The organism is Sphingomonas arvum, assembly GCF_026013565.1.
In the GTDB taxonomy this organism is placed as follows: Bacteria; Pseudomonadota; Alphaproteobacteria; order Sphingomonadales; family Sphingomonadaceae; genus Sphingomicrobium; species Sphingomicrobium arvum.
The window spans coordinates 1,448,035-1,474,203 of the sequence record NZ_JAPDOB010000001.1; the positions used below are offsets into that span (position 1 = coordinate 1,448,035).

At 67.1% G+C, this 26,169-nt stretch carries 18 protein-coding genes; 6 read left to right on the forward strand and 12 right to left on the reverse strand.

The genetic code is table 11. The features are described from left to right. Positions 1–57: 57 nt before the first annotated feature. On the forward strand, positions 58–1,191 hold the full coding sequence (locus OMW55_RS07125; RefSeq protein ID WP_264881868.1) for an acyl-CoA dehydrogenase family protein: 1,134 nt from the start codon (positions 58–60) through the stop codon (positions 1,189–1,191). Between the two features lie 43 nt (positions 1,192–1,234). Then, a complete protein-coding gene (locus OMW55_RS07130) occupies positions 1,235–2,095 on the forward strand; it encodes a DUF6544 family protein (protein WP_264881870.1) in 861 nt (286 codons plus the stop codon). Here the strand turns inward: OMW55_RS07130 and OMW55_RS07135 are convergent. From OMW55_RS07135 to OMW55_RS07185, 11 genes are all read right to left on the reverse strand, one after another. Beyond that, complete coding sequence (locus OMW55_RS07135) at positions 2,092–3,777, reverse strand: AMP-binding protein (protein WP_264881872.1); 1,686 nt, start codon at positions 3,775–3,777, stop codon at positions 2,092–2,094. The two genes, OMW55_RS07130 and OMW55_RS07135, sit on opposite strands and share 4 nt — an antisense overlap. 119 nt (positions 3,778–3,896) lie before the next feature. Continuing rightward, positions 3,897–5,282: an efflux transporter outer membrane subunit gene (locus OMW55_RS07140; RefSeq protein WP_264881874.1), complete on the reverse strand. Its 1,386-nt coding sequence runs from the start codon at positions 5,280–5,282 to the stop codon at positions 3,897–3,899. Next, the gene (locus OMW55_RS07145) at positions 5,279–8,488 is read right to left on the reverse strand and encodes an efflux RND transporter permease subunit (protein WP_264881875.1); all 3,210 of its coding nucleotides are present in this window, start codon (positions 8,486–8,488) and stop codon (positions 5,279–5,281) included. The genes OMW55_RS07140 and OMW55_RS07145 overlap by 4 nt, the downstream gene beginning before the upstream one ends. Before the next feature lie 3 nt (positions 8,489–8,491). Beyond that, positions 8,492–9,730, reverse strand: coding sequence for an efflux RND transporter periplasmic adaptor subunit (locus tag OMW55_RS07150; RefSeq protein ID WP_407822125.1), 1,239 nt, complete (start codon positions 9,728–9,730; stop codon positions 8,492–8,494). A 249-nt stretch (positions 9,731–9,979) separates the two neighbouring features. After that, the gene (locus OMW55_RS07155; protein ID WP_264881878.1) at positions 9,980–11,023 is read right to left on the reverse strand and encodes a YeiH family protein; all 1,044 of its coding nucleotides are present in this window, start codon (positions 11,021–11,023) and stop codon (positions 9,980–9,982) included. Further along, the gene (locus OMW55_RS07160) at positions 11,020–12,489 is read right to left on the reverse strand and encodes a glycerol kinase (protein ID WP_264881880.1); all 1,470 of its coding nucleotides are present in this window, start codon (positions 12,487–12,489) and stop codon (positions 11,020–11,022) included. The genes OMW55_RS07155 and OMW55_RS07160 overlap by 4 nt, the downstream gene beginning before the upstream one ends. Continuing rightward, positions 12,486–13,079 carry a 3,4-dihydroxy-2-butanone-4-phosphate synthase gene (locus OMW55_RS07165; protein ID WP_264881882.1) on the reverse strand — a complete coding sequence of 198 codons (594 nt, stop codon included), beginning with the start codon at positions 13,077–13,079 and terminating at the stop codon, positions 12,486–12,488. The genes OMW55_RS07160 and OMW55_RS07165 overlap by 4 nt, the downstream gene beginning before the upstream one ends. After that, positions 13,076–13,633 carry an NADPH-dependent FMN reductase gene (locus OMW55_RS07170; RefSeq protein ID WP_264881884.1) on the reverse strand — a complete coding sequence of 186 codons (558 nt, stop codon included), beginning with the start codon at positions 13,631–13,633 and terminating at the stop codon, positions 13,076–13,078. Before OMW55_RS07170 ends, OMW55_RS07165 begins: the two co-directional genes overlap by 4 nt. Then, on the reverse strand, positions 13,630–15,123 hold the full coding sequence (locus OMW55_RS07175) for a glycerol-3-phosphate dehydrogenase (protein WP_264881885.1): 1,494 nt from the start codon (positions 15,121–15,123) through the stop codon (positions 13,630–13,632). Before OMW55_RS07175 ends, OMW55_RS07170 begins: the two co-directional genes overlap by 4 nt. Before the next feature lie 80 nt (positions 15,124–15,203). Beyond that, positions 15,204–16,496 carry an MFS transporter gene (locus OMW55_RS07180; RefSeq protein WP_264881887.1) on the reverse strand — a complete coding sequence of 431 codons (1,293 nt, stop codon included), beginning with the start codon at positions 16,494–16,496 and terminating at the stop codon, positions 15,204–15,206. Between the two features lie 10 nt (positions 16,497–16,506). Next, the gene (locus OMW55_RS07185; RefSeq protein ID WP_264881889.1) at positions 16,507–19,017 is read right to left on the reverse strand and encodes a TonB-dependent receptor; all 2,511 of its coding nucleotides are present in this window, start codon (positions 19,015–19,017) and stop codon (positions 16,507–16,509) included. Between the two features lie 109 nt (positions 19,018–19,126). Between OMW55_RS07185 and OMW55_RS07190 the strand changes: the two genes are divergently transcribed. The 4 genes from OMW55_RS07190 to OMW55_RS07205 are packed head-to-tail and all read left to right on the forward strand — an operon-like array spanning position 19,127 to position 24,169. Further along, positions 19,127–21,169, forward strand: coding sequence for an alpha-glucosidase (locus OMW55_RS07190; protein ID WP_264881891.1), 2,043 nt, complete (start codon positions 19,127–19,129; stop codon positions 21,167–21,169). Further along, positions 21,166–22,182 carry a LacI family DNA-binding transcriptional regulator gene (locus tag OMW55_RS07195; protein ID WP_264881893.1) on the forward strand — a complete coding sequence of 339 codons (1,017 nt, stop codon included), beginning with the start codon at positions 21,166–21,168 and terminating at the stop codon, positions 22,180–22,182. Before OMW55_RS07190 ends, OMW55_RS07195 begins: the two co-directional genes overlap by 4 nt. Further along, positions 22,179–23,084, forward strand: a complete 906-nt coding sequence (locus OMW55_RS07200; RefSeq protein ID WP_264881895.1) for an aldo/keto reductase — start codon at positions 22,179–22,181, stop codon at positions 23,082–23,084. Before OMW55_RS07195 ends, OMW55_RS07200 begins: the two co-directional genes overlap by 4 nt. Continuing rightward, the gene (locus OMW55_RS07205) at positions 23,081–24,169 is read left to right on the forward strand and encodes an LLM class flavin-dependent oxidoreductase (RefSeq protein ID WP_264881897.1); all 1,089 of its coding nucleotides are present in this window, start codon (positions 23,081–23,083) and stop codon (positions 24,167–24,169) included. Before OMW55_RS07200 ends, OMW55_RS07205 begins: the two co-directional genes overlap by 4 nt. A 790-nt stretch (positions 24,170–24,959) precedes the next feature. On the opposite strand, the gene OMW55_RS07210 is transcribed toward OMW55_RS07205, so the two are convergent. Continuing rightward, positions 24,960–26,132: a glycosyltransferase gene (locus OMW55_RS07210; protein WP_264881899.1), complete on the reverse strand. Its 1,173-nt coding sequence runs from the start codon at positions 26,130–26,132 to the stop codon at positions 24,960–24,962. Positions 26,133–26,169 lie beyond the last annotated feature (37 nt).

Sequence of the window (26,169 nt, forward strand, 5' to 3'; positions counted from 1 at the left end):
GCACCCTCTTCCTCCCCGCTGCTCTAGCCTCTAGCCTGCCGGGCACAAGGAGGACCCATGCTCGACACTTCGACCCGCGTGATCTTCGATGAGGACCACGACGCCTTCCGCGACACGGTGCGCAAGGTTGTCGCGGGGCTCGACACCGACCGGCATGAGCGGGAGGGCATGGTTGAGCGGGAAGCCTGGCTGGCGGCGGGCGCGGCGGGCATGCTGTGCCCAGGAGTGCCGGAAGCTTATGGCGGGCCGGGCCTCGACTTCGTCTGGAACGCGATCGTCGGCGAGGAGGTGAGCTACGCTGGGTCGGCGGCTGGCTGGTCGCTGCAGAGCGACATCGTGGCGGATTACCTGATCGCCTACGGCTCCGAGGAGCAGAAGCGCCGCTGGCTGCCGGGCATGGTGTCCGGCGAGGTGATCACCGCCATCGCCATGACCGAGCCGGGCGCCGGGTCCGACCTGCAGGGCATGAAGACCATGGCCAGGGCCGACGGCAACGGTTGGCGGCTGTCGGGCAGCAAGACCTACATCACCAACGGCCAGATGGCTGACCTCGTCATCGTCTGCGCCCGCAGCACGGAGGAAGGCGGCGCGCGGGGGATCAGCCTGTTCCTGGTCGAAAGCGGCGACGAGGGCTTCAGCCGGGGGCGGAACCTCAACAAGATCGGGCTGCACGGGAACGACACCAGCGAGCTGTTCTTCGACGAGGTAAAGCTGCCCGCCGACCGCCTGCTGGGGCAGGAGAACGGTGGCTTCGCCATGCTGATGAACCAGTTGCCGCAGGAGCGATTGTCGATCGCGGTCCAGTGCCAGGCGGCAGCGCAGCGGGCGTTCGACCTCGCGGTGGAATTTACCAAGGAGCGCAAGGCATTCGGCAAATCGGTGTTCGATTTTCAGAATACGCGGTTCACGCTGGCGGACCTCAAAGCGCGGCTGCAGGTTGGTTGGGCGCACATCGACTGGGCAATCCAGCGGCATGTGCGCGGTAAGCTGACCCCGGCGGAGGCGAGCGCCGCCAAGCTGTGGCATTCCGAGACCCAGTTCCAGTTATGCGACGCCGCACTGCAGCTGCATGGCGGCGCCGGCTACATGAACGAATATCCTATCGCGCGGCTGTGGCGCGACGCGCGGGTCACGCGGATCTATGGCGGCACGTCGGAAATCATGAAGGAGCTGGTCGCCCGCGAGATCTGATGTGCGTCAATCCAGGGCCAGTCGGACGGCGGTAGAGCGGCGCATGGGCTTGATGCGAAAAGTGGCTCTCGGAGCCGGCGCGGTGCTCGGCGCCGGGGTGGCGCTCGGGGCGGTCTACCGGCAATCGGGGGCGCGCGACGAGCAGCGGGTGCACCGCGCCATGCTCGACGCAGCCGAACTCGCCCAAGCCCGGTTTGACGAACAGATGCTCGCTGGCCTGCCCGAGGTCGCAAAGCGCTACCTACGCCACGCGATCGCGCCCGGCACACCGCTGGCGACCACGGTCGAGCTGGACATGCGCGGCACCTTCCTGCTCGGCGATACGGCCGAGGCCGCGCGGGCCTATGCCATGACGGCGCGTGAGACGCTGGCGCCTTCCCGAAGCGCCTTCCTGTGGCAGCCGCGCCTGGTTCGCGGGCCGGTGATCATCACGGGTTCTGACGGGTTGCACGATGGCAAGGCATGGACCCGCTTCTGGGTCGCCGGGCTGGTGCCGGTCGTCAACGAGGTAAGCAGCGGCCCGGACCTCGTCCGCTCGGCCGCTTTCCGCGCGGCAGCGGAGGCGATCTGGGTGCCGTCAACACTCCTGCCGCAAGCGGGCGCGCGCTGGCGGCAGGTCGGGCCCGACCAAGCCGAGGTTTCGGTGCCGACGGTCGCGGGACCGATCGCCAATCGCCTGACGCTGGCGCCGGACGGCCGCCTGCTCGAGGTGGTGGGTCAGCGCTGGAGCAACGCCAACCCCGACAAGGTCTTCCGTCTGCAGCCGTTCGGGGGCACCGTGCTGGCGGAGCGGCGGTTCGGCGGATTTACGGTGCCCGCCCGGGTCAGCATCGGCAATCACTTCGGCACGCCCGACTTCCTGCCGTTCTTCCAGGCCGAGATCACGGCGGCGCGCTTCCGCTAGGCGGCGATCAGCGGCTCCGTGGCCGCAGCATGGCGAGCGCGTTCCTCGGCCTGCAGGGCCTTGCGATCCGGCTTGCCGATCAGCGTCTTGGGCAGCTCGGGCCGGATCTCCAGCTCGCTGACACGCTCATGCTTGCCGATCTTGGCGTTGAGAAACGCCTTTAGCTCGTCCGGCGTGGCCGCGGCGTCGGGCTTAAGCGCGACAAAGGCCTTCGGCCGCTCCCCTACCCGTTCGTCCTCGGCGGCGATGATGATGGCCTCGGCCACGGCCGGGTGACGGGCAAGGACGGCTTCGAGCTGGCTGGGGAAGACCTTGAAGCCGCCCACGTTGATCATGTCCTTCAGCCGGTCGACGATGCGCAGGTAGCCGTCAGCCTCGATCAGGCCGACGTCGCCGGTCCGGAACTCGCCGCCGGCAAGCGGCTCGACCCCGCCTTCGGCCTGACGCCAATAGCCAGTCATCACCTGCGGGCCGCTGATGACGATCTCGCCGCGTTCGCCCTGCGGCTGCTCCGTTCCGTCCTCGGCGAGAATGCGGACGGCGGTGCCGGGCAGCGGCTGGCCGACAGTGCCGGCGCGCGCTTCGCCGTGGTATGGGTTGACGGAAACCACGCCCGCGCTTTCGGTCATGCCATAGCCTTCCAGCACACGAGCGTTCGTCGCCGCCTCGAACCGCTCCTTGAGCGCCGGGGTCATCGCCGCACCGCCTGAAAAGGCCTGGTTGACGCTGTCGAAGGTCGCGGCGGAGCAGCTTGGATGGTCGATCAAAGCCTGGAACATGGCCGGCACGCCCGCCATGTCGGTGCACCGCCGGCGGCGAATGGCGGCCAGCGCCTCGGCGGCGTCGAACTTGGGCAGCAGCACGATCTCGGCCGCGCTCAGGACCGACCGGTTGAGGATCGCGGTATTCGCGAAGATGTGGAACAGCGGCAGGCAGCCGAGCACCCGCCCTTCGTCGCGCGGCCGCTCCGGATCGATCGCCTCCAGCTGCAGCGCATTGATGGTGAGGTTGGCGTGGCTCAGCGCCGCGCCCTTGGGGACGCCGGTGGTCCCGCCGGTATACTGGACCAGCGCGATGTCGCGGATCGGGTCGACCGTGCTGGCTACATAGGCACCGTCGTTCGCGAGCAGATCGGCCCAGCGCGTCACGCGCGGGTCCGTGGGCAGGGCCTGCCGCTCCTTGCGCTTGAACAGGCGGAAGCCGATCGCCTTGGCCGTTGGCAGCACTTCGGCGAGTGTTCCGACTAGGACGTGCTTGACCGCGTCTTCGTCGAGCAGCCGCTTGATCGGCGGCCACAGCCGGGCGAGATCGAGGCAGACCATCGCGTCGATGCCGGAGTCCTGCGCCTGCGCCAGCACCTCGTCGGGCGAATAAAGCGGCGAGAAGTTGACCACCGTCGCGCCGGCCAGCAACGCGCCATAGTAAGCCGCCGGATAGTGCGGCGTGTTGGGCAGGAACAGGCCAATCCGGCTGCCCTTCCCCAGGCCCAGCTGCTGAACGCCGCGCGCGAACCGCTGCGCCTGGTCGAGCAGTTCCGAATAGAGCGTTCGGCGGCCGTAGAAATCAAGCGCGATGCCGCTCGGCTTGGCGGCCGCGCTGCGGGTCAGCAGCTCGTGAACGGCGAGCGGCTGCAATCGCTCATCCCAGCGGCAAGCGTGGCTGTAATGCTCGTCCCAGATCATGGCCGCGGCCGCCTTTTCGCTCCTGCCCGAGGTCACACAAACCCCCGAGCAACTTCAACCAAGCTGCGCGGCAAAGGTTTCAGACCGGTAACGACCCACGCCGATGCCGATCGGAGGCTTCAGATGCCGTCGCCCCCCAGCGCCCGGTAGACAGTTACCGCATTCCGCGCCTGCGTGAACTGCACCTGCACCAGGGAGCGCTGGGCGGAGTAGGCAGTGCGCTGGGCATCAAGGGTGGCGAGGTACGGATCAATACCCTCGCGATACCGGGCGGTGACCAGCCGCAGGGTCTCATTGGCCGCCGCGGCATTACGGCGGGTAGCGGCGACCCGGTCGACTAGGGTGCTCCGGTCGGCCAACGCGTCGGCCACCTCGCGAAAAGCGGTCTGAATGGTCCGCTCGTAGGTCGCGACGGCGGCCCGCTGCTCGGCCTGGCGGAGCCGGACGTTGGCCCGGCGCGCGCCCCCGCTGAAGATACTGTAGTCGGCGCGGACCCCAGCCGAAAAGTTGAAGGCGCCACCGCTGAACAGGCCAGTCAGCGTATCGCTGGCCAAGCCAAGCAGGCCGGTCAGCGAGATGGTCGGGAACAGGGCAGCGCGGGCGGCCCCGATTTCGGCATTGGTGGCGCGAAGCTCGAATTCGGACTGGATGACGTCCGGCCGGCGCAGGAGGATGCGGGAGTCGAGCCCGGCTGGAAGCGCCGCGACGGTTCCGGCAGCCTGGTCGAGCGAGGTCGGCAGCAGGCTCGAGTCGACCGGCGCCCCGACCAGCAGCTGCAGGAGATTGGCGTCCTGCGCCCTGAGCGCTCGTTGTTCGGCGAGGTCGGCACGGGCGGTTTCCAGCACCTGCTGCGCCTGCAGCAGGTCGGTCCGGGGCGCGACGCCGCCGCGCAGGCGCGCCTCGGTCAGGGCCCGGCTGCGTTCGGCCGAGCGAACGGTATCCTCGGCAATGGCAAGCAGCGAAGTATCGGCGGCATGGGCCAGCCAGGCGTCAGCGATGTCGCCGATCAGCGCCACTCGGGTCGCCCGCTCGGCCGCACCAGTGGCGAACAGTCGCTCCTGCTCCGCCCGGGTCAGTGAGGCCAGGCGGCCGAAGAGGTCGAGCTCGAACGACGGCAGGACGTTGATCGCCGGGCTGAGCCGCACGCCGTTGATCCCGCCGAAGGGGTTCCGGCGGGGGTTGGCATCGAGGGTGGCGCTCGATCCCACCTGTGGCAGCTGGGCCGCACGCGCGATCCGCACCTGTTCCCGCGCGGCCGCGATGTTGGCCGCGGCAATCCTGAGGTCGCGGTTGTTGACCAGCGCCTGGGCGATCAGCGTCTGCAGCCGGATGTCACGGAAGACATCACGATGGGTGAAGTTCGGCAGCGCCGGCGCCTCGGCCAGGTACGGATCACCGGTCGGCCAGCTGAGCGGCACGGGCGCGGCCGGACGCAGGTAGGTCGGGTCGAGTGACGTGCAGCCGGCCAGCGCGGCTGCCGTCAGCAGGAGGACGGCGCGCTTCATGCCCGCGCCTCGGCCGGGGCGGCAGGCGGCGGCGTGCGGCCGAAGCGTTCGCGGATCTTTGCCACCCCCCGCTTGGCGCCGAGCCGGACCAGCACGAAGAAGAACGGGATGTAGAAGATCGCGAGCACCGTTGCCGTGATCATGCCGCCGATCACCGAGGTACCGATTGCGATCCGGCTGTTGGCGCCAGCACCGGTCGAAATCGCCAGCGGCATTACCCCGAAGATGAAGGCGAAGCTGGTCATCAGGATTGGCCGCAAGCGGATGCGGGCCGCTTCCAGCGCAGCATCGAGTACCGGCTTGCCCGCACGCTCGGCCTGCTCGGCGAATTCGATCATCAGAATGGCGTTCTTGGCGGCAAGGCCCATGGTCGTGAGCAGTCCGATCTGTAGGTAGACGTCGTTCTCCAGTCCGCGCAGCGTCACCGCGAAAATGGCGCCGACCAAGCCAAGCGGGATGACCAGCAGCACGGCGACCGGGATCGTCCAGCTTTCGTAAAGGGCGGCGAGGCACAGGAAGACGACCAGCAGCGACAGGGCGTAGAGCAAGGGCGCCTGGCCGGACGACAGCCGTTCCTGGAAGGACGCACCCGACCAGGCCACGCTGGTGCCCGGGATCTGGGAGGCGAGTTCCTCCATCCGCTTCAAAGCAGTACCGGAGCTGACTCCGGGCGCCGGCTGCCCCTGGATCTCGAACGCCGGCACGCCCTGGAAGCGCGACAGGCTGCTCGGCCCGGTGCCCCAGTCGATCCGGGCGAAGGAGGAGAACGGCGACATCTGCCCGTCCGAGCCACGGACGTACCATTGGCTAAGGTCCGACGGATCGGAGCGGAACGGCTCGTCGCCCTGCACATAGACGCGCTTCACCCTCCCCTTGTCGATGAAGTCGTTGACGTAGCGGCCGCCCCAGGCTGTCGACAGGGTGCTGTTGACGTCTCCCTGGTTGAGGCCAAGTGCCGTCAGCCGCTGCTGGTCCATGTCGATCTTCAGGTTGGCGACATCGGGCAGGTCGCTGAGACGCACGCCGGTCAGTTGCGGATCGCTGTTCGCCGCGGCCAGCAGCTGGTCGCGGGCCTGCACGAACTGCTCGCGGCTCATGCCGCTGCGGTTCTGCAGCTCCATGGTGAAGCCGTTGGACTGGCCCAGGCCGCGAATGGCTCCCGGCACGAGGGCGAACACCTGCGCGTCGCGGAAGCCACGAAAAGCGCCGGACGCGCGCTGGACGATGGCGTCGGCGGTGTTCTCCTTGCCCTTGCGCTCGTCCCACGGCGCGAAGTTGATGAACCCCTGCCCCGTGTTCTGGCCCGTCGCACCGCCACCGCCGCCACCTCCGGCCACGGTGAACACCACGCTGAGATTTTTCGCCTCATACTGGTTGAGGTACTGCTCGATCTGCTTCTGCACCTCTAGCGTCCGCTGCTGGGTAGCGCCGGCAGGCAGGCGGAACTGGACACTGGCCGCGCCCTGGTCCTCGGTGGGCAGAAAGCCGGTCGGCAGGCGCTGGAACAGGACCACCAGGATGACGCACAGCAAGGCGTAGATCGCCAGGAACAGCCATTTGCGGTTGATCACCGTCGCGACCGCGTTGCCGTAGCGCTCGACCCCGCGGCTGAAGGTCCGGTTGAACCAGTCCTGAAAGCGGTGCACCGGCCGCTGCCACGCCCTGGTCTCCTGCCGCTCGGCCGCTTCCTGCTCGGCCGGCTTGCGCGCCTTGAGGAGGGTGGCGGTGAGCGCTGGGCTCAGGATCAATGCCGTCAGCACCGACAGCACCATGCAGGAGACGATGGTCAGCGAGAACTGCTGGTAGATGACGCCGGTCGAGCCGCCGAAGAACGCCATGGGCAGGAACACGGCGGACAGCACTACTGCGATGGCGACTAGCGCGACCTGGATCTCCTTCATCGACTGGATGGTGGCGTCCCGCGGCGACATGCCGGGGTTCTCCTCCATTAGCCGTTCGACATTCTCGACTACCACGATGGCGTCGTCGACCAGCAGGCCGATCGCCAGCACCAGGCCGAACAGGGTCAGCGTGTTGATGCTGAACCCCGCGAGATAGAAGACGGCGAAGGTACCGAGCAGCACGACCGGCACCGCGATCGCCGGGACCAGCGTCGCCCGCCAGCTCTGCAGGAAAATGAACATGACGATGACGACGAGGACCACCGCCTCGATCAGCGTCTTGACGACTTCCTCGACCGACAGCTTGATGAAGGCGGTGGTGTCGTTGGCGTACGCGACCTTGAAGCCTTCGGGGAAGCTGCTCGACAGGTCACTTACCCGCGCCTTGACGAGGTCGGCGGTGGCGAGCGCGTCGGCGCCCGGCGCCAGGCTGATCGCCATGCCCGCGCCCGGATGACCGTTCACGCGGATCACCGCGTTGTAGTTCTCGGCACCAAGCTCGACCCGCGCGACGTCCCGGATGCGGACGGTGGCGCCGCTGGCCTCGGTCTTTAAAATGATGTTCTCGAACTGCTCGGGCGTCTGCAGGCGGCCTTGGGCTGTGACGGTGGCGTTGAGCAGCTGGCTGTTGGTCTGCGGCAGGCTGCCGATCTCGCCGGCCGCCACTTCCGTGTTCTGGTTCTGGATGGCGGTGATCACGTCGCCGGGCACTACCCCAACGGCGGCGAGCCGCTGCGGGTTGAGCCAGATGCGCATCGCGCGGGGCGAGCCGAACACGTTGACGTCGCCGACGCCCGACACGCGCGACAGCGGGTCCTGCAGGGTGGAGGTGAGGAAGTCCGATACGTCGATGTTGGTGCGCGTGTTGGTCTCGTCATAGACCCCGACGATCAGCAGGAAATCCGGGTTGGACTTGGTCACCCGGACGCCCTGCTGCTGCACCTGCTGCGGCAGGCGCGACACGGCCTGCTGGACCTGGTTCTGGACCTGGACCTGCGCGGTGTCCGGGTCGGTACCCTTCGCGAACACGGCCGAGATGCTGACGGTGCCGCGCGAGCTGGACGAGGAGGAGAAATAGAGCAGGCCGTCGATGCCGGTGAGCTGCTGCTCCAGAATCTGCGTGACGCTGTTCTCGACCGTCTCGGCCGACGCGCCGGGATAGCTCGCGCGGACGTTGATTTGCGGCGGCGCGATGTCGGGATATTGCTCGACCGGCAGCTGAGTGATGGCTCCGATGCCGGCCAGCATCGTGATGATGGCCAGCACCCAGGCGAAGATCGGACGATTGATGAATAGTTGGGACACGCGTCAGCGGCCACCGGCGCCGGCGCCGCCGGGCCCGCCGCCGCCGACTCCGCCTCCACCGCCGCCCGAACGCCCGCCCGCCGCGACGCTGCCGGGCGGCGGCGGGGCGATCTTCTGCGGGGTGCTGGCCGGCACCGGCCGGATCGGCGCGTTGTTGCGCAGGTTGGCGAGGCCTTGCGTGATCACCTTGTCGCCGGGCCGGAGCCCACCGGTAATCACCCAGTCCGTGCCGAAGGTGCGGTCCGCGGCTACGCCTCGGCGGAGCGCCTTATTGCCCGGACCCACGATGAAGACGTAGGCCTGCCCGCCGATATCCCGCTGCAAGGCGCTTTGCGGGACGAGGATGGCGTTGGGCGTCACCGCCTGCGTGAAGCGCGCCTGCACGAACGAGCCGGGCAACAACACGCCGTTTGGATTAGGAAAACGCGCGCGCAGGGTCACGGTCCCGGTGCTCTCGTTGACCGTCGCTTCGGAGAACTGGACGGTGCCGGTGTAACCGTAGTCACTGCCGTCCTCGAGCAGCAGGCGGACTTGGGTACTGCCGGGATTGGCACCACCGGTTGAAAGAGCGCGGCGGAGGGTGGTCAGGTCAGCACTCGACTGCTGGATGTCGACGAAGATCGGATCGGTACGCTGGATCACGGCGAGCGGGTCGGCCTGGCTGGAGCTGACCAGCGCGCCCTGGGTGAAGAGAGAGCGACCGATCCGACCGCTGATCGGCGCCCGCACGGTGGCGAAGCGCAGGTTGATGCGGGCGGTCTCCAGCGCGGCATTGTTCTGCGCCACTGCAGCGCGGGCCTGGCGCGCCTGGGCGGCAGCGTCCGTATAATCTTGCTGGCTGATCGCTTCGATCTGGGCCAGCGGCCGGTATCGGTTGGCCCTCGCCTGGGCCGCGTCCGCCGCGGCGCGGGCGCTTGCCACGTTGGCATTCGCCTCGTTGACCGACGCGCGGTAGAGGCTCGGGTCGATTTGATACAGCGGCTGCCCCTGCTTCACGTAGCTGCCTTCAGTGAACAGCCGGCGCTGAACCAGGCCGCCGACCTGAGGGCGAACCTCCGACGTCTCAAAGGCGACAGTGCGGCCACCCAGCTGATTGATCACCGGTACGGCAGTGGCCGACACCACCACGAAGCCGACCTGCGTCGGTCCACCCCGCCCACGGCCCTGCCCTTGACCCTGCGCGGCCGATTGCTCGGACCCGCAACCGGCCAACACGGTTGAAAGAGCAACGGCCAGAACCAGCGTGAGCCTGCGGACCGACGCGGCTTCGCCTTGGTTTGTTCCTAGATTTGGGATTGAGCCGTCGGCGCAAGGCCAGCGAGGGTCGATACCGCCCAAACTATCTGTGTCCCGTCAACGATGGCTGCGCCGGTATGGTCCCTGTGCGGCGCACTACGCGCCAGACGCCCAAGCGTTGCCGTGATTTCTGCCTCCGCCGCCATTTGCGGTTGCGACCCGCCTACCGCAAGGCGTTCTTTCGGTCACCTCTAGCTAAAGAATGTGGAGCATGCCGATGGCGAGCACCAGCATCAGGACGTTGGCAAGTGCCGTGCCAAGCGCCACTCGCGGGCCGACCTCGAACAGGCTGCGCAGCCGGACCCCGAAGCCAAGCGCCGCCATGGCGACCACCGCCAGATAGTTGGACAGGGTGCCGAGCCAGCCGGCCACCTGGTCGCTCAGAAGTCCCGTCCAGCGGCACGCCGCCAGCAGCAGAAACGCGACGATGAACCACGGCAGGAACAAGGTTGGCTGTGAACGCCCGTCCGGCGGCCGCTGCGCGGTCCCGTCGAACCTGGGAGCCAGCAGCGAGAGGGCCAGCGTCAATGGTCCAAGCATCAACACCCGGGCCAGCTTCACGAACGTCGCCAGGGTGACAGTCGCCGTCCCGAACGGCGCCGCCGCGGCGATCACCTGGGGCACCGCATAGACCGTCAGTCCGGTCAGCACGGCATAACGCGGCAGGGCCAGCCCGAAGATGTAGACGGCAATAGGCAGCGCCAGCACGGTGAACACACCAAGCAGTGCCGTGAGGGATATGGCGGCAGCGACCTCCTCCTCATCGGCGCCGATGATCGGGGCAACGGCGGCGATCGCGCTGTTGCCGCAGATCGCGTTGCCCGCGGCGATCAGCATGGCGAGCCGGGCGCCCAGACCGAGCGCCCGCCCAAGCAGGAAGGCACCGGCCAGCGCCACGAACACCATCAGCGCAATCAGCAGCACCGTTGTCCCGCCAAGGCTTTCCAGCGCCGCCAGGCTGAGCGTGGCCCCGAGCAGCGCCACGGCGACGTCCAATACCGACTTTGCGCTGAAGCGGATGCCCGGCTTGACGGCCTTAGGAATGTCCACTGCGTTGCCGATGACCATTCCCAGGAGGATGGCGAGCACCAGGGGCTCCAGCCATGCCCGGCTGAACACGGCTGCTTCGATCGCACCCGCCAGCTCGGCCGCGGCGCCAACGGCTAGGCATAGCAGGATGCCAGGCAGCAGCTGGCCTGGGGTCCGCACCCGCTTCCTGACCGGAGCCGACGCGTTCACTCCGTCCCCGCCAGCAGCCTGCTCCAACCCTCGAGGCGGCGCGTGCGTGCGGCGACGTCCGTATGCGGTTCAAAGCTGCGGCTCGGCGGTAGCATGGCCGCTGCGGCCGTCTCCAGGTCCCGATGGAGCCCGGCTCCCACCGCCGCCAGCATGGCCGCACCCCGCGCCGTGGTCTCGACATCGGCCGGACGGCGCACCGCGAGGCCGAGCATATCCGCCAGATCCTGCGCCAGCCAGTCGTTGGCGCTCATCCCGCCATCAATGCGCAGGTCGGCCCAAGGCGCCCCAGCCTCCGCGAACGCTGTGGCGAGGTCGACATTCTGGTGGCTGATCGCTTCAAGAGCGGCGCGGATCACGTGCGGACGCCCGGTCGAGAAGGACAGGCCGGCGATCACCGCGGTTGCATGCGGTCGCCAGTATGGGGCGCCCAGGCCGGACAAGGCCGGCAGCAGGAACACGCCGCCGTTGTCCGGCACCGATCGCGCCAGCTGCTCGCTCTCGCCGGCGGACAGCAGCATCTTGAGGTCGTCACGCAACCACTTGATCAGGCTGCCCGCAACGAAGATCGAGCCTTCCAGCGCATACTGTCGAACGCCACCGACGTCGCACAACACGGTCCCAAGCAGCCGCCCGGGCCGCTCGGGCTTGCGCTGTCCGAGGTTGGTGAGGACAAATGCGCCGGTGCCAAGGGTCAGCTTGGTCTGGCCTTCGCCGAGGCAAGCCTGCCCGATGGTGGCGGACTGCTGGTCGCCGACCAGCGCCGTGATCGGGATGGGCGCGCCGAACCATTCGGAGGAGGTCACTCCGACCTGCTCGGCATTGCCGACGATCCGGGGCAGAGCGGCCGTCGGCACGCCGATCATCTCCGCCAGGTCCCCGTCCCACTCCCGTCCGTCCAGCGCCATCAGCATGGTACGACTGGCGTTGGTTGCGTCCGTCACATGCTCGCCGCCGGTCAGCTTCCATGCCAGCCAGCTCTCGACCGTGCCAAACGCCAGTGCTTCACCGGCGCCGTGCACCGCTTCCTGCCCCAGCAGCCAGGCCATCTTGGTGCCTGAGAAGTACGGGTCGAGCAGTAGGCCCGTGCGGCGCTGCACATCCGCTTCGTGTCCCGCAGCCCGCAGCGCGTCGCAGCGATCGGCCGTGCGGCGGTCCTGCCAGACAATGGCACGGTGCAGCGACTGGCCGGTGCGGCGATCCCACGCGACCACCGTTTCGCGCTGGTTGGTGATGCCGATCGCGGCGATGCGACGCGGCCCGCCTGCCTGCGCGACCATCTCGCGACCGCATGCCAGCGTCTCGCGCCAGATCTCTTCCGCGTCATGTTCCACCAATCCCGGCGCCGGATAATGCTGGGTCAGCGGCCGACTGCAGGAACCATGCACGACGCCATCGAAGGCATAGAGGATGGCCCGGGTCGAACTGGTGCCTTCGTCCAGCACCAGGATCAATGGCTCGTCGCTCACCGCGCCCCCTGCCCCCGCGTCCACTCGCCGATGTCGACGATCGGGATGCCCTGCTCGGCGGCCCAGTCGGTGAGCTCACCGATGCGGGCCATCGAGCCATCTTCTCGCAGCATGGCGCACAGGACTACGCCTTCGCCCAAGCCGCAGGATCGGATGATCTCCAATCCGGCCTCGAGTGTTGACAGCCGCACGGCTGGTCCGCCCGGATTGGCGATCAACGGGAAGACGTGACCGGGTGAGACCAGGTCTTCGCGCCCCCGCGCAGGATCGACCGCCACCTTAATGGTGGTCGCGCGGTCGGCGGCGCTGATGCCCGTGGTGACGCCTTCCTTGGCTTCGATCGACTGCCCGAACGGACGACCGCTGGTGCCGTGGCCGTCGCGCTGCTGCGGTTCGATGCCCAGCGCGGCCGCTCGTTCCGCGCTGAGCCCCAGGCAGATGAGGCCACGGCCGTTGCGGGCCATGAAGGCAATCGCGTCTGGCGTGATGCGGCTGGCCGCCGCGGCAAGGTCGAGGTCGCCGCCGCGCAATGCGTCACCGGCCAGGATGGCTAGCCCGCCGTTCGCGAGGTGCTCCGCAAGTTCGGTCATGCCAGCCGCCCCGCCGCCTGCGCAACCTGCCGCCCGACCAGCTCCAGCTGGCCCTGTACCGTCGGGTCGAGACAGGCGCCGCTCTCGTGAAAGCTGTCCGGCCCGACCTTCAGCGCCGCGCCGAACGGCGTCGGCCACCCGCGCAGGGCATGGGCGATGGTCCGCAGGGTGGTCATGCCGGTATTCGCTGCCTGGTGGCCGAAAGCAGTGACGATCAGGCCGACAGGCCGCCCTTCGAGGTAAGGCCTCTTGTCACCGGCAAGCTCCTCCAGATAGTCGATCGCGTTCTTGACCATGCCCGAGACAGTGCCGTGGTAACCGGGGCTGGCCAGCAGCACGCCGTCGCTGCTCCGCACCGCTTCGATCAGGTCGGCGCCCTGCTCCGCCGTCCAGTCGGGCCCGCGATAATGCGGCAGCCCGGCCATGTAGGCGCCGTCAAAGGTGACCACCTCGGCCCCCTCGTCGCGGGCGGCCGCGGCGGCGATGGCCAGCGCTCGCTCCGTACTGCTGGCCGGCTTGATCGTACCTCCGATCGCGACAATTCGGCGGGTCATGCGGCTTGCTCCTTGAGATCGGCGGAAAGGCGGCGGCGCCCCTCGGCGTCCAGCACCAGCCCAAGCTTGGACCGGCGCCAAAGGATATCGTCGCTCGACGCCGCCCATTCGTGGCTCACCATGAAGTCCACTTCGGCCGGCGACAGCCCCGCGCCATACTGACCACCAAGATCACTCCAGCAGCGGGCACCGGCCAGCCATAGCCGGGAGTCGGTGCCGTAGGCCCGGCCGATACGGCTCGCATCCGCGGCGGTGATGAATGGATAGTCGCGGGTCAGCGCAGCAACCAGCTCGTCCAGACCTTCGACCGGGAAATCGCCGCCCGGCAAGGACGCATTCGCCGTCCACGGTCGCTCGCGGATCGCCGGTACGCGGCCCGCAAGCAGGTTTACAGCCTTCTCGGCTAATTGCCGGTACGACGTGATCTTTCCGCCGAACACGTTTAGCAGGGGCGCTCCCGCCTCGGCCGGGCTGAGGTCCAGGCGATAGCCGCGCGTCGCAGCTTCCGGTTTGCCGGACGCGTCCGCCACCAGCGCCCGAACGCCGCTGAACGTCCAGACGACGTCGCTCCGTCCTAGGCTGCGGCGAAAGTAGAGATTGGCGCCATTGAGCAGGTAGTGGATCTCCTCCTCGCTCGCACGTGGCGGTACGTCGACCGACGGGTGATCGACGTCGGTGGTGCCGATCAGCGTGAAGCGACCCTCGTAAGGCAGCGCAAAGAAGATCCGGCCGTCGCCAAGCTGGAAGAAGTAGGCGTACGAATGGTCGAACAGCGCCGGCACCACGATGTGCGAACCGCGGACGAGGCGGATCGTCGGCGGCGGTCCGGCGTGACCCGAGCGCTCGATGATGCTGGCCACACCCGGACCGGCCGCGTTCACCAGGGCGCGAGCCTGAAAAGCACGGCCCGCGGCTGTAATGATCCACCCATCCTGATGGCGCTCCGCCCGGGTGAGCTCATGTCGCGGGAGGATGGTCGCGCCGCGCTCAGCCGCACCGCGGGCGTTCAATATCACCAGACGACTGTCGTCGCACCAGCCGTCGCTGTATTCGAATGCCCGCCCACCATGCTCGCGCAGCGAGGCACCAGCTGGGTGCTGGACCAGCCGCACCGTCCGGGTCGGCGGAAGCAGCTTGCGGGCGCCCAGGTGATCGTAGAGGAACAGGCCGGAGCGGATCATCCATGCCGGTCGCTGCGTCTGGCTCAGTGGCAGGACGAAACGTAGCGGCTGAATGCAGTGCGGCGCCATCCGCCACAACCGCTCGCGTTCTGCCAACGCTTCCCGCACCAGCCCGAATTCGCCATGCTCGAGGTAGCGCAGGCCGCCGTGGATCAGCTTAGTCGAGGCCGACGAGGTGCCCGAGGCGAGGTCGCCGCGCTCCAGCAGCAGCACCCGGGCGCCACGCCCGGCCGCGTCGAACGCGATGCCGGCACCGTTGATGCCGCCGCCGATCACCGCCAAGTCGAAGATGCGTTCTGCCTCGCTCACCGATCCTCTCCACCGCGTATGTCCCACGGTGTCATACCCTTGTCCTCTACGCGCAAGGTCATGACCTTGGCAACGCGGTGTCAGTGGGTCGGCAGCGCCGCGCCGGCCTCCGCCCGTTCCGCCCGCCTGATTTCCGGCAGCAGCAATCGGATGCAGGCATATGCCAGCAGGTAGGAGACCGCGGCGAACAGGAACAAGGGCAGGTAGCCGAGGCCCGCGGTCAGCACGACCCCAGCGATCCACGCGATTGCCGCGCCGCCGAGATTGCCAGCAAAGGCGCCGAACGAGGTCACGCGTCCAACCTTCGCCCGCGGCACCACGTCCGTGATGACGGAGAACAGACTGAGCGAGAAGCCTTGGTGGCCCGCCAGCACGATAGCCATGACGAGCGCCACCAGCACCAGGTTGTCGATGCCGAGCACCAGCGGGACGGGCGTTACGATCAGCGCGGACACAAGCATCACCCGCTTGCGGACCAGGTCGACGCTCCAGCCGCGTTCCAGCAGGCGGGTGGACAGCCAACCCCAGAAGAAAGCGCCGCCGCCCGAGCCGAAGTAAGCCACAGCCATCGCACCCGCGAGGCCCGTTCCAGACAGTCCGTATTGGCGACGATAGAAGTCCGGCAGCCAGTAGAGGAACAGCCACCAGGTCGCGTCCGAAAGGGCCTTTGCGATGGCGATGGCCCAGGTCCGACGCTCCGTTAGGATCGGACCATAGGGCTGCTCGTCATCGGCAAAGTCGATCCGCGCGTCCTCCGCTCCATCGTCGAAGCGGATGCCCCGTGTTGCCAGCAGCCAAAGCCCGACAATCACGATCCCGGCCGCGCCGGCGATGATAAACGCGCCGCGCCAGCCCATGAGGCTTGCGAACCACGGAATGAGGAACGGCATGGAGACCAGGCCCACCGCAGCGATCAACGTCTGCAGACCGATCGCCAACGATCGCTGGTCGGGTGGAAACACCGCCGCCACCGTCTTGATGGTCAGCGGCGTGCCCATCGCCTCCGTCGCGCCCAGGCCAATTCGACATGCGACGAAATGCCAGCCCGCCGTCGCCCAGCCGTGCGCGGCAGCAGCAATGCTCCATGCCGCGACGCCCACCACATTGCCCCACTTCACGCCCAGCTTGTCCACCAGCCACCCGGTAACCAGGAACGCAGCGGCGGCGGCGAACTGGAAATAGGCAGCCAGCCGCCCGTAGGTCTCATCCGTCCAGCCCAGCTCAGCGGACATCTCGCTCTTGAGCAGGGCGATGATCTGCCGGTCCATGGCGTTGGAAATGCCCGCCAGGCACAGGATGCCGAACAGCACCCAGCGCACTGACGGCGCGAGCGACGACGGTGCCGCCGGGTTCGCCGCTGCTACCGTCGCCATCGCCGGCCTCCTAGAAGTTCACGCGGCCAGTCACCCCGAAGTAGCGGTCGGCGTCGCGCGGGATCTGGTAACGATATGAGCCCGCCGGACCGCCGTTCTGGATCGCCGCCGCATAGCTGGTGTCGAACAGGTTGCGGACCTGGAAGGTCAGCCGGTAGCGATCCTCGCTGTCGCCGACACCGACGGACGCGTTGACTATCGAATAGCCCCCAATCGTGCCCAGTTGCCGCTGCACTGGGTCCGGCGCGAACAGCGACAATTGCTTGGTTTGCGCATTGCCGCTCGCGCCGAGGTAGACGTCCAGCGGACCGCCCGTCCGAACGTGATAGTTCGCGCTCAGCGAGCCCTTCCACTTGGGCGCGAAGCCAAGCGGCGTAAGCGCCGGGATCACGGCCGTCGCCGCTGCCCCCGGCGGTACCCGGAATTTGTCGACCGTGGCATCGGTGTAGGCGACGCCGCCGCTGACCGTCAGGTCGTCGATCGGGCGCCAGATCACGTCCGCCTCCACGCCACGGGTCGACACGGCGCCTGCATTGGTGAAGCGGGTGACAACAACGCCGGCGACCACATCCGGGTTGTTTGCCTGGAAGTTCTGGTACTTGGCATAGAAGGCGTCGAGGTTGAGGACCAGTCGCCCGCCGAGCAGCGTGTTCTTCAGCCCGACCTCGTAGCTGTTGGAGGTCTCAGGATCGATCTCGTTGGTGCCGGTCGCCGTCAGGTTGAAGAAGATGTTGTAGGCCGGCCCTTTGTAGCCGCGGGTGTAGCTGACATAGCCCATCGCGTCCGGGGTGAAATCGTACTGCAGTGCGGCCTTGCCCGAAACGTTGTCGCTGCTCGTGTTGGTACGGAAGGGCACGCCGTTTGAGCCTAGCGGCGCCGCGGCAAGCGCCGCGGCGACCGTGCTGCCGGCCGCGATCAACTGGTTGTAGCGATCGAAGACGCCCTGGTCGAAGTTGGGCTGGATGCCCGGTCCGGCAACAGGCTGGCCTGCCGCATTGACGGCGAGCCCGGTTGCGACGCGCTGGTGGAAGACGGACAGCTTGTCCCGGGTGTAGCGTAGACCGGCGACGACCCGGAACGCGTCAGTGAGGTGGAACACGCCCTGCCCGAACAAGGCCAGGTTGTTAAACGTCGAGCCGAAATCAGCCGTCGCCGTTGGGAACGTGGACGGGCCGGCCTGTGCGCTGCCGCACGGGATCAGCGTACTGGCCGGCACCCCGGCAGCGGCCGTGCACACGACGTCGTTGCGGGTGAAGGTCCGCTCCGACTTCGCGCGGGAGTAGTAGCCGCCCAACACATAAGTGAAGAACTGCTGCGACGGGCTGGTCAGCCGCACTTCTTGAGAAACGGTGCTGCTGGTCTGCGGCCCGAAGTCATGGAGCTGGTTGAAGCTGTTGCCACCCGCAACCGCCGGCGGTGAGATGACGTACGCTCGGGGAAGGAAGTCGCCGTCGCGAATCTCAGTGTTGTCCCACTTGCGATAAGCGGTGATGCTGGTCAGCGTGTGTTCGCCCAGCGGCACGTCGACTTCACCCGACAGGCCCCAACCCTTCTCCTTCGTGCGGGTGACCAGATCCTGCGCGATCCGGCGCGTCTTGTCGCCGCGCGGGGTCGGCAACGCGGCCGCGATCGGATTGGTGATCGACACGCCCGCGCCATTCAGCAATCCGGTGCCGATCACCTCTGCGCAGCAATCGTCGTTGTTCTTGTGATAATCGCCGATGACCAGCACCCGCAGGCCGTTGTCAGGACGATAAAGCAGCTGTCCGCGCACGCCATAATGCTTGTAACCGTTGACCCGCTGGTCGGTGGTGACGTTGCGGATGTTGCCGTCGTACTTGCCGTAGAAGGCCGTGACGCGGCTCAGCAGGTCCTTGGACAACGGCACGTTCGCAACACCGCGGACCCGAACCTCGTTCTTGGTGAAATAGCTGGCCTCAATGCTTCCGCCGGGGCGGCTGGTCGGCTGCTTGGTGGTGATGTTGATCACGCCGGCCGACGCGTTCTTGCCGAACAGGGTGCCCTGCGGCCCGCGCAGCACCTCGAGCTGGTCAACGTCGATCAGGTCGGAGAAGGCTTCGCCGGAGCGCGCAAACACCACGCCGTCCACCACCGTCGACACGGACGGCTCGCCCGCGATCGAGAAAGTGGCGGTGCCGACGCCGCGCAGAAAAATGGTCTGGTTAAGCGTGGTGCCCGACTTCAGGAAGTTGAGCGCCGGGACCAGCTGGGTCGCGCTTTCGATGCTCGGGCGGGCGGCGGTCTCCAGCGCCGTGCCGCTCACCACGGACACCGCGATCGGCACGTCCTGCAGACGCTCGCTACGCTTTTGCGCGGTGACCACAATCTCGGCCGGGGCGACTCGATTGGGAGTGGACTGCTCTTCGCTCGTCGGAGCGAGGTCCGCAGACTGCGCCTGGTTGCCACTTGTCTGGGTGCCTGGCTCAACCACCTGGGCCCAGACCGGCGAGGCAAGACCAACGGTGGACAGAACCGAACCGACCAGTAGCTGCTTCTTCATCGTTACCCCCTCCGCCCGCGACGCAGGCGCTCTGTCATAGCCCGCATGGCGAGCTCATCTCCTTGGGGGAGGTTGATCGAGGTGGCCGGTTTATGTCAAGCGTTGTCATATGCAGGGGACAGACACCATCCGCCGGCTGCAATGGCGCGAACGGGACGGACGGCTGCAGCTGGCTCTCGGCGAGCACATCCTGCTCGATAGTAGCCGGGGTCCGCTTGCATCCGTCGGTCGCGGGCAGGCGTCGGTAGCGATGTACCGTGGCAACTTCGACATCAGCGACTCGCCGACCGAGGTGACCGAGCTTGCCGCTGCGCGGCTGGACGGGAACGCGGTCCTGCTGGCGGAACTGCAGGGCGGCGAGCCATTGCTGGCGCTTACCCTTGCCGACCACCCGCACGCCGACGGCGTCCTGGAGGTGCGCTCACTACGAGCCGATCTCGACCGTATCTGGCTGCGGCTCAGCGCTACGGAAGACGAGAATTTGTGGGGCGGCGGCGAGCAGATGAGCTACCTGCGCCTGAACGGCCGACGCTTTCCAATGTGGACCAGCGAACCGGGTGTCGGGCGCGACAAAAGCGACCCATTCACCCAGGCGATGGACGCGGCCGGAAACGCCGGGGGCGACTATTGGACCACCAACTACCCGCAACCCACCTTTCTTTCCTCGCGCGGCTACGCCGTGCACGCGGATGTCAGCAGCTACAGCGTACTCGACTTCATCGATGCGGCCGGACCGACGCTGGAGCTATGGCAGGGTCAGGCGACGATCGAGTTCACTGCCGCCCCGACCCTCGTCGAGCTGGTCTCGCGCCTGTCGATCCGCTTCGGCCGGCAGCCGCCCCTTCCAGATTGGGCGATCGGCGGCGCAATCGTCGGCCTCAAGGAAGGCCAGCGCAGCTTCGAACGGCTGGACCGGATCATTGCCGCGGGCGCTTCTATCAGCGCGCTTTGGTGCGAGGACTGGGCTGGCATTCGGGAGACCAGCTTCGGCCGCCGCTTGTTCTGGAACTGGACGTGGAACGCCGCGCGCTACCCCGACCTGCCGCGTCGCATCAAGGAGCTTAGAGAGCGGGGGGTCCGCTTCATGGCCTACGCCAACCCCTATTTGGCGGTCGACGGCACCTTGTATCGCGAAGCCGCAGCGCTTGGCCATCTTGCGCTCGCGCCTAGCTCCGACGAGCCTTACGCGGTGGATTTCGGTGAGTTCGACGCCGGTGTTGTCGATTTCACCCGTGATGAAAGCCGCCGCTGGTTTGCGGACCGGGTCTTGGGCCGCGAACTGCTGGACATAGGCATCGACGGCTGGATGGCGGATTTCGGCGAGTACTTGCCGACCGATGTTCGCCTCGCTAGCGGCGAAGACCCGATGCGGGCGCACAATCGCTGGCCGGTACTATGGGCCGAGGTCAACGACCAGGCGCTGCGCTCACGCGGCCGTCGCGGCGACGCGCTGTTCTTCATGCGCGCGGGATTTTCGGGCGTGCAGGCGCACTGTCCCCTGCTGTGGGCGGGCGACCAAAGCGTCGACTTCTCACGCCACGACGGCATCAACACGGTGATCACCGCCGCCCTTTCCGCCGGGCTGGTAGGCAACGCCTACAGCCACTCGGACTGTGGCGGATACACGTCTCTCGGTGGCAAGGTCAGGACGGCTGAGCTCATGATGCGATGGTGCGAGCTGGCCGCCTTCGCCCCCGTCATGCGCACGCATGAAGGCAATCGCCCCGACGAGAACCTGCAGGTGGACTCCACGCCGGAGCTGCTTGCCTGCTTCGCCGCATGGAGCCGGGTGCATGCCGCGCTTGCTCCGTATGTCCGGCACTTGTGCGATCAGGCGGTCGCAACGGGCTTGCCGGCGCAACGGCCGCTTTTCCTCCACTACCCCGACGATCCCGATTGCGCAGGGATCCAGGACCAATATCTCTACGGCGAGGACCTGCTGGTCGCGCCGGTCGTGGAGGAAGGCGCGACGGGGCGCCGCGTCTACCTGCCCGAGGGCGATTGGGTGCACGTATGGAATGGAAGCCCGGCGGCACCCGGCTGGACCGACGCCGCCGCGCCCCTCGGTTCGCCGCCTGTCTACCATCGCCGGGGCAGCACGTTTGCCGGCTTGTTCGGGAGTCTACCCGCTGCCCTCGCCGGAGCCGCATGAGCGACCGCGCCAACATTCGCGACGTGGCCGCCCGGGCCGGCGTGTCGGTGAAGACGGTCAGCCGCGTGCTGAACCGCCACCCTTATGTGCGTGAGACGACCCGGCAGAAGATCGACGAGGCGATGCGCGCGCTCGACTTTCGCCCGAGCATCGCCGCCCGCATCCTGTCGGGCGCAAAGTCCAACCAATTGGCGCTAATCTACGACAACCACAGCCCCTATTACATGCACCAGGTGCAGACCGGCTGCTGGCAGCGCTGCCACGAGGAGGGCATCCGCCTTCTCGCGCAGCCGGTGATCGTCACCGACGCCGACGTTGGCGAGCAGGTGCGTGGTTTGATCGGCGAAACCCATGTCGACGGCGTGGTTCTGTCCTCGCCGGTGACCGATTGCGACCCGGTGCTGCGCGCGCTTGAGGCGCTCGGCACTCCGTTCGTCCGCATCAGCCCTGGTACCAACCACGCGATGAGCAGTTCGGTGTTCATGGACGACGGGCAGGCGGCGGATGACATCACCACCTACCTCATCAACCGCGGCCACCGCCGGATCGCCTTCATCAAGGGCCATCCCGACCACATGGCTTCCGACGACCGCCTGTTCGGCTACCGCCGCGCGCTCGATCGGGCGGGCATCCGCTTCGAGCCGCAGCTGATCGCGGAAGGTTCGTTCGACTTCGATAGCGGCTGCGCGGCAGCGGAGCTGTTCCTCGGTCTGGCAAGTCCGCCCACGGCCGTCTTCGCCAGCAACGACGACATGGCCGCCGGTGTGCTGGCCGTGGCGCACGGCCGGGGCATGGACCTGCCGGCGGAGCTGTCCGTGGTCGGGTTCGACGATACGACCCTCGCGCGCACCGTATGGCCGCCGCTCACCACCATTCACCAGCCGATGTTCGATCTCGCCTACACCGCCACCAGCTTGCTGCTGTCCGGCGAGTTCGAGCACCGCCGCCTCGATCATCGACTGGTGGAGCGCGCGTCCGTAGCGCCGCCCCGCCAGCGCCAGGAGAACCCATGAGCCTACTTCCTCTACCAGCCGAACAACTGCCGCTCGGCCGAGACGGCCCGGATGTGTCGCGCATCGCCTGGGGCATGTGGCGGCTTGCCGGATCGCGCGAGGAGGCCGCGCGCCTGGTCGCAGCCGCGCTCGACGCCGGCATCAACCTGCTCGACACGGCTGACATCTACGGCTTCGACGGCAGCACCGGATTCGGCGATGCCGAGACCCTGCTGGGCGAGGTGCTGGCGGCGGACGCCGGCCTGCGCTCCCGCACGGTGCTCGCCACCAAGGGCGGCATCCGCCCGCCCCTGCCCTACGATCAGAGTCCGGCTTACCTGGCCGAGGCGATCGACGCCTCGCTCCGCCGCCTGCAGGTTGACCGCGTCGAGCTCTACCAGATCCACCGTCCCGACATCCTCGCTCACCCGCAGGAGGTGGCCCGCGCGCTGGAAGCGGCGGTCGTGAGCGGCAAGATCGGCCATCTGGGCGTGTCGAACTTCACCCTCGCGCAGATCGATACGTTGCAGCACTTTTTCACCGTTCCGCTCGCCACCACCCAGCCGGAGATTTCGCCGTTGCGGATCACCTGCTTCGAGAACGGCGAACTCGACCAGGCCATGCGTCTCGGCCTGCGCCCGCTGGCCTGGTCGCCGCTCGGCGGTGGGCGCCTGGCGCAGCCGCAGGACGAACGCGACCACGCCGTCGCCGCCGCCCTCGACGCGATTGCGGCAGATCAAGGCGTCAGCCGCACGGTCGCGGCCTACAGCTGGCTGATGGCGCATCCGGCCGGGATCATCCCGATCGTCGGCAGCCAGCGGCCAGAGCGGATCGCCGAGGCCGCGCAGGCCCGCACGGTCCGCTGGACGCGTGAGCAATGGTATGCGGTGCTGGTCGCCGCCAGAGGAGAGCGTTTGCCATGACTGATGCCCAGGGTCCGTGCGAGATCAGCTGGTTCTCGGCGCTATGCGATGACGACTACGACTTCCTGGGCGTGCCTGATGAAAAGCTGCGCTCCAGCTGGGAGCATTGCCGCAATATCGTGCTGGCCGCCGAGGATGGCGGGTTCGACAACATCTTGCTGCCGTCGGGTTACCAGCTAGGCATCGACACCACCGTCTTCGCGGCGGCGATCGCACCCTACCTGCGGCGCTTAAAGCTGCTGTGGGCGTGCCGGATGGGCGAGGATTGGCCCCCGCAGCTGGCGCGGCGCATCGCCACCCTCGACCGCATCCTCGGCTGGAACGCCGACGGGAGCGGCGGGCGGCTGACCGTCAACGTCATCGCGTCCGACCTGCCGGGCGAGAAGCTCGAGTCCGCGCCGCGCTACCAGCGGGCGATCGAGGTCATGCAGATTCTGAAGACGCTGCTCGCTGGCAAGCACCTCAGCCATCGCGGCGAGTTCTACAATCTCGAGCTCGATCCCATGCGGATCGGCACCCTGTCGGGCAAGCCGCCCCTGCTCTATTTCGGCGGCCTCAGCCACGAAGCGCGCGAAGCGGCGGCGATCGGCTGCGACGTCTACCTGATGTGGCCCGACACCATGCCCAAGGTGCGCGAGACGATCGCCGACCTCAAGGCGCGCGCCGCCAATCACGGCCGCACCCTCAAGTTCGGCTACCGCGTCCACGTGATCGTCCGCGAGACCGAGTCCGAAGCCCGCGCCTATGCCGACCGGCTGCTGTCCAAGCTCGACGCGGCTACCGGTGACGCGATCCGGAACAAGTCGCTGGACGCGCAGAACTATGGCGTCCAGCGCCAGGCCGAACTGCGCGGCGCAGCCGACGGCGAAGGCTTCGTCGAGGACAATTTGTGGACCGGCATCGGCCGCGCCCGCTCTGGCTGCGGCTCGGCTATCGTCGGCGACCCCGACCAGGTGCTTGCGAAGCTGCAGGCCTACCGCGAGGTAGGCATCGACGCCTTCATCCTGTCCGGCTACCCGCACATTGCCGAATGCGACCTGTTCGCCCGCTACGTCCTGCCGAGAATGCAGCACGCGCCATTCTGATGTGAGCTGGCTGGGCGGCAGGATCCCAAGTCAAGGTACGCGCGCGCGGCCTAACCTGCGCGCGTTTATTCTCCGCCGCTGTTGGCTGAGAAGATGAAGCAAGCCGCACGCAATCTACGATCCCGGTCAGGAAACCGTTCTGCGAGGTGTGTTGGTCGGAAGCTCGGCGCCAAGCGGCCGCTCCTACCTAAGCAGGTTTGGGCCGTGCGCTTCTTTCTGGAGCAGGAGCATCGCCTCTGTGACCGCGCTTTGTGACCTGGCAATCGACAGCAAGTTTCGTGACTGTGACCTCGTGAGAGTCAAGATGGATGGGTTGGTGAGCGGCGCCCGGATTTGCCAGCGAGCAATCACAATTCAACAGAAGACTGGCCGGCCAGCGTAGTTCGCGCTTCTTTCAGCCGACACGTACGAGCTTGCTTCGGTCGCTCGAACGATGGGAGGGTCTCTTGATGAATATGTCTTCCCCATCCGCACCGACTGGCTCACTCATCTGAGCACCCGACTATATGCTCGCCTCGTTGACGAATGGACGACTGCCATCCGCCTGCGCCGAGAGGACCACGGTCCTACGTCGGAACCGTGGAGGGCAGCGCTAGCCGGATCTCAGAAAGTGGTCGAGAGCGATGACGATTGCGGCGAGCATAATGAAGGTTACAGGTGTCACCAGTTCGCGCCACATTGAAGTTTTGTCGTCGTTTGAACTCACTTTATGCTCTCAATAGGGGTGTTGCTTCACCAGCTTACCAGCCCTTCATTGAACGGCTCCGGACCGTCGCTTGTCCAAAGCTCACTAGCAGGTTCCTCGAACCTGCACCGAGTCGCCTTGATTTGCCGAGCGTCCTAGACTCACTAGTGCCTCGAGGTGTTTCAGTGCTGCCTTGTTCGCACCATAGCGTTCATTGGCGGCGAGAGCTGCGTTGGCAGCCATGGCGTTCAAGCGGTCAGGATTGCGCAGGTGCTTGGCAATAGCCTCGGCTAAGGCGTCATGATCTTCTACGGGCACTAGGTCGCCCAACCGCCCGCCATCGAGGATCTCGTTTGGTCCAGCTACGCAATTCGCCGCAACCATGGGCACACCTAAAGCTGCCGCTTCCGCGAGCGCTAGGGAAAAGCCTTCCCAGCGGCTCGACAGAACAAACACGTCGGCATTGGCCATTGTCGGATAAGGGTTCCGAAGAAATCCAGTGAAAATGACGCTTCCAGACACCCCAAGCGTCTCGGCGAGACTCGCTAGGTCTTCCAACATGGGACCTTGTCCGACAAGCACCAGATCGTGTGGGGGAGCGCCCTTCTGCAACGCCGATGCATGGGCGCGGATGAGAAGGTCGAAGCCTTTCTCGTATGATAATCGCCCAAGCCCCATGATGTACGGACGGGAGGCGACGTGAGCCCGCGGCGTGTCGCCGCTCAGCCTTAGTAGCCGACCCGTATCAATCCCATTCTCGACCACTTGCAGCCGCTCAGTTCGGATCCCGATCGCCGATAAACCGGGCGCCAGGCCAGAAGAAACCGGTACGAGCAGATCGGCGGCCTTGAGGCAGGCCAGCACATTGCGACGATGGCGCGGAGTTCCGTGGTGCGACAGGGCGGCTTCCACGTTGCTGTGGATCGTGACCGCCAACGGGCGTCGTGCGAGCTTCGCCAGGAGTGTTCCGATCAGAAGCCCGGACGCGATCTCGCGCCCAGCCACGATCACGTCCGCGCGACGCGCCGCCCCAAGCCCACGCACCAGTGAGTTCGGCAGCATCCAGCGGGCGCTCCGTAAACCCTTGTTGGCAATGATCGTCCGCAACGACGATGGCACATCTACCGGTGGACCGCTTGCATGGTTGGAAACGAACAGACAGGTGACTTCCGCTCCCATGTTCGCCCACCGGCTAGCGCGATCAAGGGACACGCGGATGGCGCCATTGTCTTCAAGATCGGGTTCCACCAGCAATATGCGCAAGAAATCGTCCTTCACCCCAGCGCGCTCAACCAAACGCTAACGTACAACGGTC

Coding starts and splice junctions, on each gene's coding strand:
- OMW55_RS07125 (WP_264881868.1), top strand. CDS start 58: ATGCTCGACACTTCGACCCGCGTGATCTTCGATGAGGACCACGACGCC.
- OMW55_RS07130 (WP_264881870.1), top strand. CDS start 1,235: ATGGGCTTGATGCGAAAAGTGGCTCTCGGAGCCGGCGCGGTGCTCGGC.
- OMW55_RS07135 (WP_264881872.1), bottom strand. CDS start 3,777: ATGATCTGGGACGAGCATTACAGCCACGCTTGCCGCTGGGATGAGCGA.
- OMW55_RS07140 (WP_264881874.1), bottom strand. CDS start 5,282: ATGAAGCGCGCCGTCCTCCTGCTGACGGCAGCCGCGCTGGCCGGCTGC.
- OMW55_RS07165 (WP_264881882.1), bottom strand. CDS start 13,079: ATGACCGAACTTGCGGAGCACCTCGCGAACGGCGGGCTAGCCATCCTG.
- OMW55_RS07170 (WP_264881884.1), bottom strand. CDS start 13,633: ATGACCCGCCGAATTGTCGCGATCGGAGGTACGATCAAGCCGGCCAGC.
- OMW55_RS07180 (WP_264881887.1), bottom strand. CDS start 16,496: ATGGCGACGGTAGCAGCGGCGAACCCGGCGGCACCGTCGTCGCTCGCG.
- OMW55_RS07185 (WP_264881889.1), bottom strand. CDS start 19,017: ATGAAGAAGCAGCTACTGGTCGGTTCGGTTCTGTCCACCGTTGGTCTT.
- OMW55_RS07190 (WP_264881891.1), top strand. CDS start 19,127: ATGCAGGGGACAGACACCATCCGCCGGCTGCAATGGCGCGAACGGGAC.
- OMW55_RS07195 (WP_264881893.1), top strand. CDS start 21,166: ATGAGCGACCGCGCCAACATTCGCGACGTGGCCGCCCGGGCCGGCGTG.
- OMW55_RS07200 (WP_264881895.1), top strand. CDS start 22,179: ATGAGCCTACTTCCTCTACCAGCCGAACAACTGCCGCTCGGCCGAGAC.
- OMW55_RS07205 (WP_264881897.1), top strand. CDS start 23,081: ATGACTGATGCCCAGGGTCCGTGCGAGATCAGCTGGTTCTCGGCGCTA.